12 protein-coding genes are annotated in these 13750 nt (G+C 60.7%); 7 read left to right on the forward strand and 5 right to left on the reverse strand.

Annotation, left to right across the window (positions count from 1 at the left end):
- Positions 1 to 14 precede the first annotated feature (14 nt).
- From U4012_RS18135 to U4012_RS18155, 5 genes are all read left to right on the forward strand, one after another.
- Complete coding sequence (locus U4012_RS18135) at positions 15 to 2915, forward strand: T6SS effector BTH_I2691 family protein (RefSeq protein WP_321800498.1); 2901 nt, start codon at positions 15 to 17, stop codon at positions 2913 to 2915.
- The gene (locus U4012_RS18140; RefSeq protein ID WP_321800499.1) at positions 2912 to 3643 is read left to right on the forward strand and encodes a putative type VI secretion system effector; all 732 of its coding nucleotides are present in this window, start codon (positions 2912 to 2914) and stop codon (positions 3641 to 3643) included. Before U4012_RS18135 ends, U4012_RS18140 begins: the two co-directional genes overlap by 4 nt.
- Positions 3644 to 3664: 21 nt before the next feature.
- Positions 3665 to 4396, forward strand: coding sequence for a putative type VI secretion system effector (locus U4012_RS18145; RefSeq protein ID WP_321800502.1), 732 nt, complete (start codon positions 3665 to 3667; stop codon positions 4394 to 4396).
- Positions 4397 to 4508: 112 nt separating this feature from the next.
- Positions 4509 to 5147: a putative type VI secretion system effector gene (locus U4012_RS18150; protein WP_321800504.1), complete on the forward strand. Its 639-nt coding sequence runs from the start codon at positions 4509 to 4511 to the stop codon at positions 5145 to 5147.
- 11 nt (positions 5148 to 5158) lie between these two features.
- The gene (locus tag U4012_RS18155; protein WP_321800506.1) at positions 5159 to 5410 is read left to right on the forward strand and encodes a PAAR domain-containing protein; all 252 of its coding nucleotides are present in this window, start codon (positions 5159 to 5161) and stop codon (positions 5408 to 5410) included.
- 50 nt (positions 5411 to 5460) lie between these two features.
- Here U4012_RS18155 and tssF read toward each other — a convergent pair whose 3' ends face one another.
- Together tssF and U4012_RS18165 are read right to left on the reverse strand one after the other, a co-directional pair.
- A complete protein-coding gene (gene tssF, locus U4012_RS18160) occupies positions 5461 to 7272 on the reverse strand; it encodes a type VI secretion system baseplate subunit TssF (RefSeq protein ID WP_321800508.1) in 1812 nt (603 codons plus the stop codon).
- Positions 7273 to 7833: 561 nt separating this feature from the next.
- Complete coding sequence (locus tag U4012_RS18165; RefSeq protein WP_321800510.1) at positions 7834 to 8094, reverse strand: hypothetical protein; 261 nt, start codon at positions 8092 to 8094, stop codon at positions 7834 to 7836.
- A 51-nt stretch (positions 8095 to 8145) separates the two neighbouring features.
- On the opposite strand from U4012_RS18165, the gene U4012_RS18170 reads away from it, so the two are divergent.
- Both U4012_RS18170 and U4012_RS18175 read left to right on the forward strand, forming a co-directional pair.
- Positions 8146 to 9021, forward strand: a complete 876-nt coding sequence (locus U4012_RS18170) for a LysR family transcriptional regulator (RefSeq protein WP_321800512.1) — start codon at positions 8146 to 8148, stop codon at positions 9019 to 9021.
- Between the two features lie 71 nt (positions 9022 to 9092).
- Positions 9093 to 9377, forward strand: coding sequence for a transcriptional regulator (locus tag U4012_RS18175; RefSeq protein ID WP_321800514.1), 285 nt, complete (start codon positions 9093 to 9095; stop codon positions 9375 to 9377).
- A 52-nt stretch (positions 9378 to 9429) separates the two neighbouring features.
- Here the strand turns inward: U4012_RS18175 and U4012_RS18180 are convergent, their stop codons facing one another.
- From U4012_RS18180 to U4012_RS18190, 3 genes are all read right to left on the reverse strand, one after another.
- Positions 9430 to 10173, reverse strand: a complete 744-nt coding sequence (locus U4012_RS18180; RefSeq protein ID WP_044843272.1) for a transporter — start codon at positions 10171 to 10173, stop codon at positions 9430 to 9432.
- 68 nt (positions 10174 to 10241) lie between these two features.
- Entirely contained in the window at positions 10242 to 13022 is a 2781-nt protein-coding gene (gene mgtA, locus U4012_RS18185) for a magnesium-translocating P-type ATPase (RefSeq protein WP_321800517.1), read from the reverse strand.
- Between the two features lie 47 nt (positions 13023 to 13069).
- On the reverse strand, positions 13070 to 13453 hold the full coding sequence (locus tag U4012_RS18190; protein ID WP_321800519.1) for a hypothetical protein: 384 nt from the start codon (positions 13451 to 13453) through the stop codon (positions 13070 to 13072).
- Between the last annotated feature and the right edge of the window lie 297 nt (positions 13454 to 13750).

A 13750-nucleotide genomic window follows, 5' to 3' on the forward strand; every position in this document is an offset into this window, starting at 1 on the left:
TACGAAGAGAGCGTATGGCAGCAAATAACCAGAAATGTGCCAACTGTGAGAAAACGGGGCTGCCGATCTTGCCGGTGCGGTACACCGTCCTGCCCAAAACGGTAAAGGCCAAGATGCCAGCCGGCATCGTCGGCGACCGTGTGACGAACGTCAGCCTCACCGAGCATCAGTATGGGCTCCGGACTTTGCGCGACGGTTGGCTCTATCTCTTCTACCCGGTAGGTGCACGTGGTACCAATTACTGGGAGGCATACAAGGTGACTGAAGACGGTAGGTTATGGAAGCAGTCGCGCCCGCTCCCGTCGGTTCCGACCACTCATCCTACTTGTGCGAAGACGAGCATTGCCGTTCCGATGGACGTCATCGCGATCGAGCAACCCGAACTGTGTACGGGCAAGGTCTATATCGCATTCTCGCAACTTGCATGGCATCCACGAACTTTCGATAAATACGAGGTTTACGTAGACTTGCGTGAACAACGCATGCAATGGATCGAGCCGTCAAAATGGATCGCTACCGGAAAGGATGGGACAGGCCACGCGGTCGTTGCAACGGAGTCGTCAGTTAACGACGTACTCGAATACATGCCGGGCCTGGATGCAAAACAGTTGGGCCTGTTTGACGACAAGCAGCGCTTTACTGCAGACGATGGTAGCTATCGAGAAGATCTGCTTGCCCGTGAGGTGTCGCGTTATCCTTTGAACATTCGGCAGGCATCGCCAGCATCGGCGAGCCAGTCGCTTGTGAAAATGATGGGCCACGTTGGGAAAAAGGATGCCGGCGGTGGCGGAGCTGCTCCGTCGACCTATCCCCCAATGTTGTTCGCTTTGTGGGATGCGGTCGGCAACGTTCACGAACTGAACGGCTTTCGAAACGACCCGGTGTCCTGGCTCGACCGTTATGGGTCGCAGCAGGAACTCGGCATGAAAGTGATGGCCCTGAACGACATCGACACGGCCAAACGTATCGTCGATTCGCGTACGAAACAGAACCTCGCCACTCAGGAGGCCATGGCGAAAGAGGCGCATGCGATGACACCGCTCGGCTCGGCGACAGCCCGCGCGGGTTTGGCCGCGCAACGCACCAGAGCGCTGGCGGGCGCGGATGCTGCGCGTGCCCAAGAGATCAATGCGTATTATGACGATCTTGACTGGATGGCTGTCAATAACATCCCGGGGAGCTATCAGACGCGTCTTATCCAGATTGGCCGATTTAGTCGCGCGGGCAGCGCGAGTTCAAGCGCGCCCTACCTTGGCAAGTACCGCGATGAGATCATGAGCGAAGCGCGTGAGTATGCGAAAGCGCAACCCGGGTTCCATGATCGCAATCTGGACAGAATGCAGAAGTCCGAATGGTCTAGGTACGAAGCCCGGCTTCAGCGCAAGCGGATCGAGGACTTCCGCAAGCCATACAAGAAATTGCAAGACACGGTGTTCCAATTGCAGGAAACGCGCAGCAACGATGTCGGAAAATGGTTGCGGGCGAAACTTCTTTCGGACACGCTGGAGGACTATTACTGCGACGATCTTAGTGACAGCTTCGAATTCGAGGTTGTGGTTGCAATGGCAATCGACGGGCTGGGGTCAACGCCCAAAGGGCTTGCGATTCTCGATGATCTGGTCGGGCGCTGGAAGCCGACGGACAAGGAAAGCATAGTGTGGCGGGCGGTTGCCATGAACCATCCAGCTGGGCGCGAGGAGCTTGAGAAACTGCTCGCCAGCGCGTTGGAGCACAAGGATAAGCCGCTGGAGGGCGATGGTGTCAAATATGTCGTAACGGCGGTGAAGCACATCGGCAAACTGACCGACTACTATAAGAAATATTCGAAATTGGCGCTCGAGACAAACCCGGCGAAGATCTCGTACTTGGGAGCGATGTACAAGGAGCAAGGGCGTGACGTTCTGCTCATGAATATTGGCGATCGAGTCTTCGAAAAACTCCGAATCAATAAGCTGGGCGATTTTGTCGGGGAGAAGATTGTTCAGACGCTGTTTCTCCAGCGAGCGGGCATACCTGTCGAGGACGCGCTGACACTCGTCCGCAAGCAAGCCCTGTATGACAAAGTGAGCCGAAGCGAAATTTTGCAGCGCTTTCGTACGGCGCGAACCGTGTTAGCGGCGTCGACGAAGGCAGGGCCAAACCCGACCACCGAGTTGTATGAGGTATGGGAAAAGTTGAAGGCCGACAAGGACGCGAACGCGATGAAGGAGCTTCGTCTCGGTCGTATCGCGGTGATTGCTGCGCTGTGTGAGTTGGTGAACTTCTGGCATCTGTTGTCTGAGGCCAAGGATGAAGATACCAACACCAAGCTGATCAAGTCGGGCGCATCGCTCAGTGCGTCGATCATCACAATCACGATGACTCCGTATTACGGGACGCTGAAGAAGGCTGTTCGGACGATGAGTTGGAAGATGGTGGGGGGATTTTTGTCGGGAGCCGGCGCATTTGCTGCAGCATGGTTGGACTATGGAGCAACTCAAAAAAGGCTGAAGAGTGGTCAGTATGACGTCATGTGGGTCTTGGTCGCCAAAACGATGTTGGGGGTCGCCTCCGGTACGGCCTTTGTCATCGATGCCATCAGTACTGCTGCACCGTTATTCAAGAAGTTGGCAGCCCGCTCAGGGAATAGAGTTGTCATCATGGCGGTCGAGACTGTTGCATCGCGGGTGGCAATGGTTGCATCGCTCCGAGTGGTAAGCATGCTGATTACATGGGAAGCGACGATTGGGGTGCTTGCACTTCAAATACTCGCCGACGTCCTGACCCCGAACGAGTTGGAATCGTGGTGTTCTCGCTGTGCATTTGGCACCGGGCAAGAGGCTATTCTCCGTGTGAAAGATCACGGTGTCGAAAAATACGCGGATATGGCACAGCAGGAAAAAGCCTTCGATAAGGCAATGACGGAGATGGCATGAGCTTGGAGCGCGAATACCCAGTTCAGGTGTTGCGAGGCACGATCAGCAGGTTGAAGTCCCGACGGCGCCAGCAGGACTTTGTCTTGAATGAAACCGAGCATGCTTATATGCAGGCAACGGCCGCAGGTGCTGCGTTGGCCGGCATGGGGGCATTCGCGATCGGATTGGTCCAATCGTCTGCGAATTCCGAGGAGGAAGCGGACTGGGTGGAATTTGAACTCGACGGCAAGCAGATCGAGGGATGGCTCTGGAAGATGCCGATGAAAGAGGGTGACGAGGTGGAGATCGTAGCCGAACCGAGGCCGCGTGATCGGTACTTTGCGTATTCGATCCGGAGAGTCGGGGACGATACGGTGGCGGTGTATCCGCATGCGACGAGGGGAAGGACGGCCCTTTATCGATGGCTGATGAAGATCATGTTGTGGTTTTTTGTACCGATCTACGCCCTAATGTGCTTCATGCTGTCACGTGATGCAGATGGTATCGACAGGACGACCCTCGTGATAGTCCTCGGCGGGGCAGGTGTCTTTTCTCTATTGATATTCTGGATCTTATTTTATCGCGCTTATCTGAAGATGAAGCGCTTTGCCAAATTGGCCGAAGTCATTTTTTCGTGTTATGGCTGGAGGGATGTACGTAAAATCAGCCTGATACATTCGTCGAAACAGATGAGGCCGGAGAATCGGGATCTTGACTACGGCATTCACTACTTTCGTTATCGGCCTTGAGGGGTGGATGGCGGAGATGGCATGAGTTCGGAGCATGAATACTCAGTTCAGGTGCTGCGAGGCACGATCAGCAAGCTGAAGTGCCGGCGTCGCCAGCAGGACTTCGTCTTGAATGAAGCACAGCACGCCTACATACAAGCGATGGCGGCCGGTGCAGCGTTGGCTGGCATGGGTGCATATGCAATCGGGTTGATTCAGTCTTCAGCGAACTCAGAAGAAGAGGCGGACTGGGTGGAGTTTGAACTCGACGGCAAGCAGATCGAGGGATGGCTCTGGAAGATGCCAATGAAAGAGGGTGACGAGGTGGAGATCGTAGCCGAACCGAGGCCGCGTGATCGCTACTTCGCCTACTCGATCCGAAGGGTCAATGACGATGTTGTCGCGGTATATCCGCACGCGACAAAAGGTAGGTCAGCACTCTATCGATGGCTTATGACGATCATGTTGACTACGTGGGTGTTTTGCAGTGGCATTGTAACGGTCCTGATGTCCCGCGATCACGCGGGAGTTGATTTAAATACGCATATCTTAGTAATGGCCGCCGCATGGATTTTTTCGTTACTTGTTTTTTGGATATTATTTCACCGTGCCTATCTGAAGATGAAACGCTTTGCTAGACTGGCTGAAGTCATTTTCTCATGCTATGGCTGGAGCGATGTGCGCGGGATCAATCTTGTGCGCTCGTCGAAACAGATGAAGCCGGAGAAGCGAGATCTCGACTATGGCATTCACTACTTCCGCTATCGGCCTTGAGGTGCGGACGGCGGAGATGGCATGAGTTCTGAGCGAGAATATGCGGTCCAGGTGCTGCGAGGCACGATCAGCAAGCTGAAGTGCCGGCGTCGCCAGCAGGACTTCGTCTTGAATGAAGCACAGCACGTACATACAAGCGACGGCGGCCGGTGCGGCGTTGGCGGGCATGGGGGCATTTGCAATCGGGTTGATTCAGTCTTCAGCAGACTCTGAAGAAGAGGCGGACTGGGTGGAGTTTGAGCTGGACGGCAAGCTGGTCGAAGGATGGCTCTGGAAAATGCCGATGAAAGAGGGTGATGAGGTCGAGATTGTTGCTGAGTTGAGGCCACGGGATCGATACTTTGCCTACTCCGTCCGACGGATCAGTGATGATGTGGTGGCAGTGTATCCGCACGCAGCGAGAGGTAGCTCAGCACTTTATCGATGGCTGATGAAGATCATGCTGAGTCTATTTGTCCCTATTTTTGGGTTGTTGTGCATTCTACTATTCCGCGACGCCGATGGTGTTGAGCGAACGACGCTTGTAATATTCCTCGGCGTAACCGGCGCCGCCGCTCTAATGATCTTCTGGATACTATTTCACCGTGCTTATATGAAGATGAGGCACTTTGCTAAATTGGCTGAAGTCATTTTCTCGTGCTACGGCTGGAGCGATGTACGTAGGATCAATCTCGTGCGCTCGTCGAAGCAGATGAAGCCGGAGACGCGAGACCTCGAATATGGCATTCACTACTTTCGCTACCGCCCGTAAGGCAATCGACGATGATGAATCTCATCCGCATCGGTGACGACACCGACCACGGCGGCAAGGTGATCACAGGTTCGTCGACGATGCGTTTCGATGGGCGTTTCGTTGCTCGCAAGGGCGACGAGGTATCCTGCCCCCAACACCCAGACGTCAAACCGAATTTGATCGAGGAGGGCGACGAATCGATGACAGATAACGGTGTTCCGATTGCCCGGCACGGTCACCGGGCGACCTGCGGCTGTCACCTGATTTCGAGCCTTACGTGACCTGGACGAATTGCGGCGCGACTTGATCGTTGAGGCTTCGGGGCAGGCAGTCAGGCGAGCATGACTGTGCCTGGCCGCGGCGTGCAACGTCGAATTTCCGCGCCTGTGTTGGCCGACATCACGACAAGTTGGACAAAACTCGTCACTGGCGCATGCACGGCGAAGAAGTGATCCATCACGACGATGAATGTGCTGAGACTGGCGGCGGCAAACGCTTGCTCGTCGACCGTCAACGTCACTTCGAAACCTCGCACGAAGCTCGGCATCGGTTCTCCCGGCAGCCAGAGTCGCTTGACGCTATGGCTCAGGTTCGTCAGTCCGTCGAGCAGGTTCGCGTATCCCGCAGAGTGAGCAGCGAATTGGCGGAACAGGCGCTTTAGTTCCACGAGCCCGGTACGGGTCAATTCGATCGAGTGTGGGGCGAACTGCGTGATGAGCCGCCAAGCTGCATCACCTTCCTTCGACAATCGTGCGGCTTCCGTCGGTGCGTCCAGCATCACGATGCGTGAAACCATCGTTCCCTGTTCGTTCACCAGATCACCGTCCTCGGCTCCGGCCCGCATCGCGCGAGGGAGACTGCCATTCGAGCAGGAGACATCCGCCGTTATCTGTTCGATCCCGGTGTCGGTCGCCGGTCGGCCGTCGAGTTCGACCAGGCTCAGCGCGGTTTCCTTCTTTCCCGATGGCGAGGCGACGTTGTGTTGCTTGAGAACCCAATAGGGACCGGCCGGTTTGGCGGAACTGCCGTGCATGAGCGACGTGAACGGATGAATGATGTTCGCTCCGGACCGGCCCGTGGTGGTGCGGACCGCGTCGACGGACCAGATTTCGACGCCGGCGGCATCCGTATTCTGGGATTGCACGGGATACGTGTCCGTGATCGGATTTCGCTTGACTGGCAGCGACGTAAGCCGGAACAGGTTGACGATCGGTGTGCAAAAGAGCTTCAGATTGTTCGCCGACAGATTCTTCAGTCGCTGTGCCGTCCACGAATCCGGATGAACGCCGCAAATGGCGAGATGCAATGTGAACTGCTGGCCGGAACCTGCCGCATGCGCGAGCGCAGCGAGGTCGACGTCAATGAAATCGAATTTCTTCGGAAACGCAAAATATTCGCTCAGTAGCCGCAGGGCCGGCGGCCCGTGATCTTCGTCGATCAGTTTCTCGGCGCCATCGAAGCCTGCGGCGGTGAGCGGCGGTGTGGGCAGCGTTGACCAGCGACGTTCGGTGCTTTCGACGAAGGCCGCCGTTGTGCGCATCGTCATCGTGTCCATTACCGTACCGACGACTTCGCGGGTGCCATTGACATGGATGCGCAACGGGCTGGGGACGGCTTCGAGGCGAAAGTCAGACCGCGCTACCTCGAAGGTGATGGAGAGCAGGCCGGTTGTACCGGGAGGCAGCACGACGTCGGCGGGCACCGCCGTAGCCGATGCGTAGCGCGCTGCCGAAATGCGCACAGGTGCCAGCGTTACGTCATAGACGGTGCGGAAACGGCAGTCTTCTACCTTGCTTGCGAGTTCCGTGTGGCGGGCAATGACCGATGGCTCAGTGAGCTTTTCGAAGATGTCCGAGACATCGAACTGGGCAACTGCGCACGCCGGAACCGCTCGAAGATACTGGGGATACAGCATGCCGAGGAGCGCTTCGGCAAATTCAGGATAGTTGTCGTCGAGCCGATTGCCTATATCGGCGGCGAGGAGCGCGAACGACTGCAACATCCGTTCGATATGGGGATCTTCGGAATGGTCGCCGGAAATCCCCAGGCGAACGGCAATTTTGGGATAGCGTGTCGCAAAGGTTCCAATCGATCGGCGCAGTAGCGCAAGTTCTCGTTCGTAGTGCGGAAGCAGTTGATCCATTGCGTGAAGTGATGAACCTGCAAGGCGGCGAACCGATATATTCGCCGACTGTTTCGGTTGCGCTGAATGGTGTCGGGCACGCTAACGTCTGACGTTGCCATGATAACCGCTTGACGAAAAAACCGTCGATCGACTCGGGGAATTCCAATTCCACGATCGGCGCGCCCGAAACGGCTTTTTAAATTTCGTACTGGAGGCCGCATATCTTTGTCGTACGTGTCCCAACATGACGAATTACATGCGGTGCTGGGCCGTAGTCGCGCTTTGCGCGACGCAGTCGGAAAACATGGACCGGTTTGCCGGGATTCGACCTTTCGCGGATTGAAGGCGAAGCACCGCTTCGCTTGTGACTACCGGTCGCGCGCAGGACGGCGCCCGAATTCACCGTTCGTATCGACCGACGGGCAGATCAGCATCCATCAAGAAGAGAACCTTGAGGGGATCGCGATGCACGTGGCCGAATGTCGTCGTTTGCCGCGCAACGCTGGAGATGGCGGTACGACGCTACAAACCGATGACGATGAATGTTCGACGGGGGCACATCGCAGCAGGTGGCGTGGTTCAGCGCGGCCAGTTCCGCCGCGACACTACCGCAAAGCTGATCGCGATCGAACCCGTCACGGTGCGTTCCGGCGCGTCTTCAATCGCATCGCCGAAGCGAAAACGGCGGCTGCGTCCGTCGCTGCGTCCAGCACGACGCTTCGTTGCGCGTGCATCGGCCGCGGCGACGGCATCGCACGATGTATCAGCCAAGCACTCGGCCGCTTGATCAACAGGCATGACAGTGAATTCCGTGAAGGGCATGCCCGTATTGAACGCCACGCGGTTCGATCAGTAAAATGAATGTTTCGATCGCTACGATTCCTTAAAAGAATGGAATTGAAACTGCTCCGAACCTTCCTGACGGTCACCGAGCTCAGCCATTTCAGCCGCGCGGCCGACACGCTGCACATGAGCCAGCCGGCGCTGAGCAAGCAGATCGGCGCGCTCGAGGCGAGCCTCGGCGGCAAGCTGTTCGAACGCGGCAGGCATGGCGCGGAGCTGACGCCGTTCGGTGAACGCTTCCTGCCCGACGCACAGGCGCTCGTGCGCGATGCCGACGAAATCCTCGCGCGTGCACGGGAGGCGACCAGCGGGCAGCGCGGCCATCTGCGGCTCGGCATCTGCCTGTCCGTGCTGACGCTCGTGCCGAAACTCGTCGCGGAATTCCGGCGCCGCAATCCGGGTGTCGCGGTCACGCTGAGCGACCTGTCGTCGTCCGAGCAAACCCGTCGGCTGCGTGCCGGCAAGCTCGACGCCGGGTTCCTGCGTTTGCCGTCGGATGAAGGCTTGTCGTCGTTCAAGGTGATCGACGAAGGGCTCGCGCTCGCGGTGCCGCCGCACCTCGGCTTCAAGCGGGTGCCGGCCGATCTCGACGTGCTCAACGAGATCGGCTTCATCGCGCTGCAGCGCGCACGCGCCCCCGGGCTCGCCGCGCAGATCGACCGGTGGTGCGTCGAGCGGCACTTCGTGCCGCAGGTCACGCAGCAGGCGGAGGACGTGCAATCGGTGCTCACGTCGGTCGCGGCCGGGGTCGGCGTCGCGTTCATTCCGTCGCGCGCGCAGTACCTGCTGCGCGACGCGACCGTGTTGCCGCTCGCCGGCAGGGACGCGAAATGGCGCGTCGGGCTCGCGTGGCTGTCCGGCCGCGACGATCCCGTGACCGCGCGTTTCGTGTCGTTCATGCGCGCCGCGATCAAGGGCGCATGACCGGGCGTATAGTGTCCGCGATCGCCTTCCGCCCGAATGCCGGCCCGGCGCCGGCTCACGAACCCGACCCGATGACTTCAGAACCCGACGACTCCCCGCTCGATCCCGCACTCGTTGCGACGCTCGCGACGCTGCATGAAGCCGCGACCGATCCGTCCGGCAAAACGTGGTCGCTGCCGAAGATCGCGAAGCGCACGCAATTGCCGATGAGCACGCTGCGCCGCGTGCTGACGCAACTCGACGCCGCCGGCCTGAGCGCGACGACGTTGAACGACGACGGCACCGGCAGCGCCGCCTTGACCGAAGAGGGGCGCGCCGTGTGCGAGCAACTGTTCGGTGCGAGCGACCGCGGATGAAAAAACGGGTCGCCCGAAGGCGACCCGTCATATTGCGGTTCGACATGCAACATCACCACCGCGCCGTCACCCCACCCATGACGGAATGACGGTAGGTCTGGTCGTTCAGCCCATGCCGGTAGCCGACGTCGAGATCGAGCCAGGGCTTCGGCGAGTAGATCGCGCCCGCGATCACGAACGCCGGATTCGCGCCGGCCGTGCTCTCGGTGTTGCGCGACAGGCCGATGTCGGCCACGAGCTGCACCTTGTCGGTCGCCTTGTAGAGCGCCGCGGCCGACACGGCCCAGACCGAGCGCAGGTCGCCCTGGCGGTTCGGCTGGTACGCGAGGCCAGCATTCGCGAGCAGCGAGAAGCGCGCGACGTCGGCTTGCGCGAGCAGCGTGGCGCCGGTGCCGACGCGGCCTGTGCCCAGCCCGCGATCGTCGTTGCCGGTCGGCATCGTCACCTGCGGTTTCAGCGCAAGCGACAGCGGCCCGCGTTCGACGAAGCGCCACTTCATGCCGATCTCGACATCGCCGATGCCTGTGCCATGGTCGTCGGTGCGCGTTTGCAGATGCGTGTAAGGCGCGTTCACGTAGAGATCGACGTGCTCGCCGAACCCGCGCGTGAGCGTCGCGTTCCACAATTGATGGCGGCCGTTTTCGTCCTGTTTCGAGGTTTGCTCGCCGTTGAACTCGAACTGCCAGTTCGCGTTGCCCTGCGTACCCGTGTCGTCGCTGACGAGCGGATGGGCCGCGTACGCGTACAGCGGCGCGAGCAGGGTGCTCGCGGCCGCGAGCGAAAGCATTCTTTTCATGAAGTCACCGTTGTTGCGTCGTGGGCGGCCGGCCCGCGCGGGCCGGCACGCCGTCGTTTCGGAGGCGATCAGAACCACTGCTTGTAGCGACGCACATAGATCGTCTTGACGATCTGCGCGAGCAGGATGTAGCCGACCATCGTCGCCGCGAGCCACAGCCAGTAGGTGCCCGGCAGGTGCATGAAGCCGAGCGAATCCGCGAACGGCGAGAACGGCAGCCAGCAGCCGATCGCGATCGCGGTGAACGTCGACAGCAGCACCGGCAGCGCGGCCGTGCTCTGCAGGAACGGGATCTTCTGCGTGCGCAGCAGGTGCACGACGAGCGTCTGCGACACGAGGCTCTCGATGAACCAGCCCGAGTTCATCACGATCTGGCCGCCCGAACCGCCGTGCAGGTGATACATCGCGCCCGCGCCGAACACGGTCCACATCAGCACGTAGGTCGTGATGTCGAACACCGACGACGTCGGCCCGACCCACAGCATGAAGCGGCCGATGTTGCCGGCTTCCCACTTGCGCGGCTTCTTCAGGAACTCGGGATCCATCTTGTCCCACGGCAGCAGCATCTGCGACGTGTCGTAGATCAGGTTCAGCACGAGCAGCTGGGTCGCGAGCATCGGCTCCCACGGCAGGAACGCGCTGGCGACGAGCACCGAGAACACGTTGCCGAAGTTCGAGCTGGCGGTCATGTTCAGGTACTTCAGGATGTTGCCGAACGTTTCGCGGCCCTTGATCACGCCTTCCTCGAGCACCATCAGGCTCTTTTCGAGCAGGATGATGTCGGCCGTTTCCTTCGCGATGTCGGCGCCGCTGTCGACCGAGATGCCGACGTCGGCGTCGCGCAGCGCCGGTGCGTCGTTGATGCCGTCGCCGAGGAAGCCGACCGTGTGGCCGTTCGCCTGCAGCGCCTTCACGATGCGCGCCTTCTGCAGCGGCGTGAGCTTCGCGAACACCGTCGTGCGTTCGACGATCTCGGCGAGCGTCGCGTCGTCGAGCGCCTCGATTTCGGCGCCGAGCATCGGCTTGCCCGGTTCGAGGCCGACCTGGCGGCAGACCTTCATCGTGACGGTCGGGTTGTCGCCCGTCAGCACCTTCACCGACACGCCGTTCTCGCGCAGCGCGGCAAGCGCCGGCGCGGCCGATTCCTTCGGCGGATCGAGGAAGGTCAGGAAGCCGCGCACGACGAGATCGCGCTCGTCGGCGGTGCGGTATTGTTCGAGTTCGTCGCCGCGCGGGATCGTGCGCGTCGCGAGCACCAGCACGCGGAAGCCGTCCTCGTTGTACGCGTTCGCCTGTTCGAGCAGCCGCTTGCGTGCGACGAAGTCGAGCGGGCGTACGCCGTCCTCGTCCTGCACGTGGGTCGACACCGCGAGCATTTCCTCGACCGCGCCCTTGCAGATCAGCTGGTGCGTGCCGTGCGTGTCCTCGACCACGACCGACAGGCGGCGCCGCACGAAGTCGAACGGCAGCTCGTCGATCTTCTTGTAGCCTTGCGGCTTCACGCGCTCGCCGATCTCGTCGGCGCGCGCGACCACCGCGATGTCGATCAGGTTCTTCTGGCCGCTCTGATGAAAGCTGTTCAGCCAGCCGAGCCGCAGGATGTCCTCGTTCTTGTGGCCGGACAGGTCGAGATGGTGCTCGAGGATGATCTTGTCCTGCGTGAGCGTGCCGGTCTTGTCGGTGCACAGCACGTCCATCGCGCCGAAGTTCTGCACGGAGTTCAGCCGCTTCACGACGACCTTGCGACGCGCCATCGCGATCGCGCCGCGCGCGAGGTTCGCGCTCACGATCATCGGCAGCATCTCGGGCGTGAGGCCGACGGCCACCGCGAGCGCGAACGTGAGTGCGCTCAGCCAGTCGCCCTTGGTCAGGCCGTTGATCATGAACACGATCGGCACCATCACGAACATGAACCTGATCAGCAGCCAGCTCACGCTCGCGACGCCGCGGTCGAAGCTGGTCTCGATGCGCTTGTGGCTCACGACGTTGCGTGCGAGCGAACCGAAGTAGGTGTCTTCGCCGGTCGCGACGACCACGGCCGTCGCGGTGCCGCTCACCACGTTCGTGCCCATGAAGCACACGTTCTCGAGATCGAGCAGCGACTTCGACGCATCGTTCGCGGCGGCGGACGAGCCCGTCGCGCCTGCGCCGGCTGACTTGCCGGCGACCGCGCCGAGCGTGTCGTATTTCTCGACCGGCAGCGCTTCGCCGGTCAGCACGGCCTGGCTGATGAACAGGTCGCGCGACGCGAGCAGGCGCACGTCGGCGGGGATCATGTCGCCGGCCGACAGGTGCACGATGTCGCCGACCACCACTTCACGCATCGGCACCTCGCGGCGCGCGGGCTCGGACACGTCGGTCACCGCGCGCTGCACGGTCGCCGTCGTGCGGACCATCGCCTTGAGCTTTTCGGCCGCGCGCAGCGACCGGAATTCCTGCACGAAGCGCAGCAGCGCGCTGATCGTGACCATCGTCAGCAGGATCGTCATCCCGACGAAGTCGCGATCGCCGGGCGCCGCGAAGTAGACGTCGGTGCAGAAGCTGATCGTGGCCAGCACCAGCAGCACGTAGACGAACGGATTGTGGAACGCGTGCAGCAGCTGGCGCGTCCAGTGCGGTGGCTTGTCGTGCGCGATCTCGTTCGGACCGTTGTGCTGCAGGCGATCGGCGGCCTGGTCGTAGGTGAGGCCGCGCGTGCTGGTGCGCAGCGACTTGAAGGTTTCTTCGAGCGGGCGGGCCGCTTCCTGCGCGGCGCGCATGTTGCGCGGTTCGTTCTGCTGACCGGGGCCGGCGTTGATGAAGCCGCGCTGTTTCTTTTGCGATGTTTGCGAAGTGTTGTGTCGTGTCATGAGTCGCTCCTTGCGCACGAGGCGGCGGGCGGGGAGCGACCGTGACGTCAGCGACGCACGAGCGCTCCCCGCCGCGTCGCGTCAGGCGCGATCGGCTGTGGATCGGTGAAGGGGGGAACGCTCGCCGGCGCGCGGAGTGCGACCGAAGGATCGATGCGCGGCGTCGCACCGGCGAGCGGTAATCGACTACTGTCGTCCGAGTTCATCTGCACTCCTTTCGGTTGCGAGTAGGCGGCACGGGCGATCGGAAGCCGCGCACGCACGAGGGCGCGCGGCCGGACGGCACGCGAACGGAACACGCACGCAGCTTGCGCTGCGCGCAGCACGAACGTACGCACGCTGCAACGCAGGGTTGCGCAGCGCGGACATTCGGCGATATCGAAAAAATTCGGCGGGGGATTCTGGCCGGTCAGGCCGGAAGGACGCCGCATCCTGCTTCCCGGGATGCGGCAGAAGACGAGGCTCTGCGCGGTTTCCTCAGGCAGCAGTCAAGTTGGTCGAGGACCAACTACAACTCGCATCGGTGTTCACAGAACACTCCATGTAATTCAGACGGGGGCGATGGTAAAGGCTCGTTGTGCGAAGCGTCAACCCTTTTGTCGGAAGATGCTTGCGAAATGTTATCGGCGCGATGCCGGACAGTCGGGCCGCCGGACGGTAGAAAACGCACGAGTCGCGGGGGGGGCCGGATAGGGCCCCCGCCGGGGGCAGGGGGGGGAAACGGGCGC

Source organism: Burkholderia sp. BCC1988 (assembly GCF_905339895.1).
Lineage (GTDB): Bacteria > Pseudomonadota > Gammaproteobacteria > Burkholderiales > Burkholderiaceae > Burkholderia.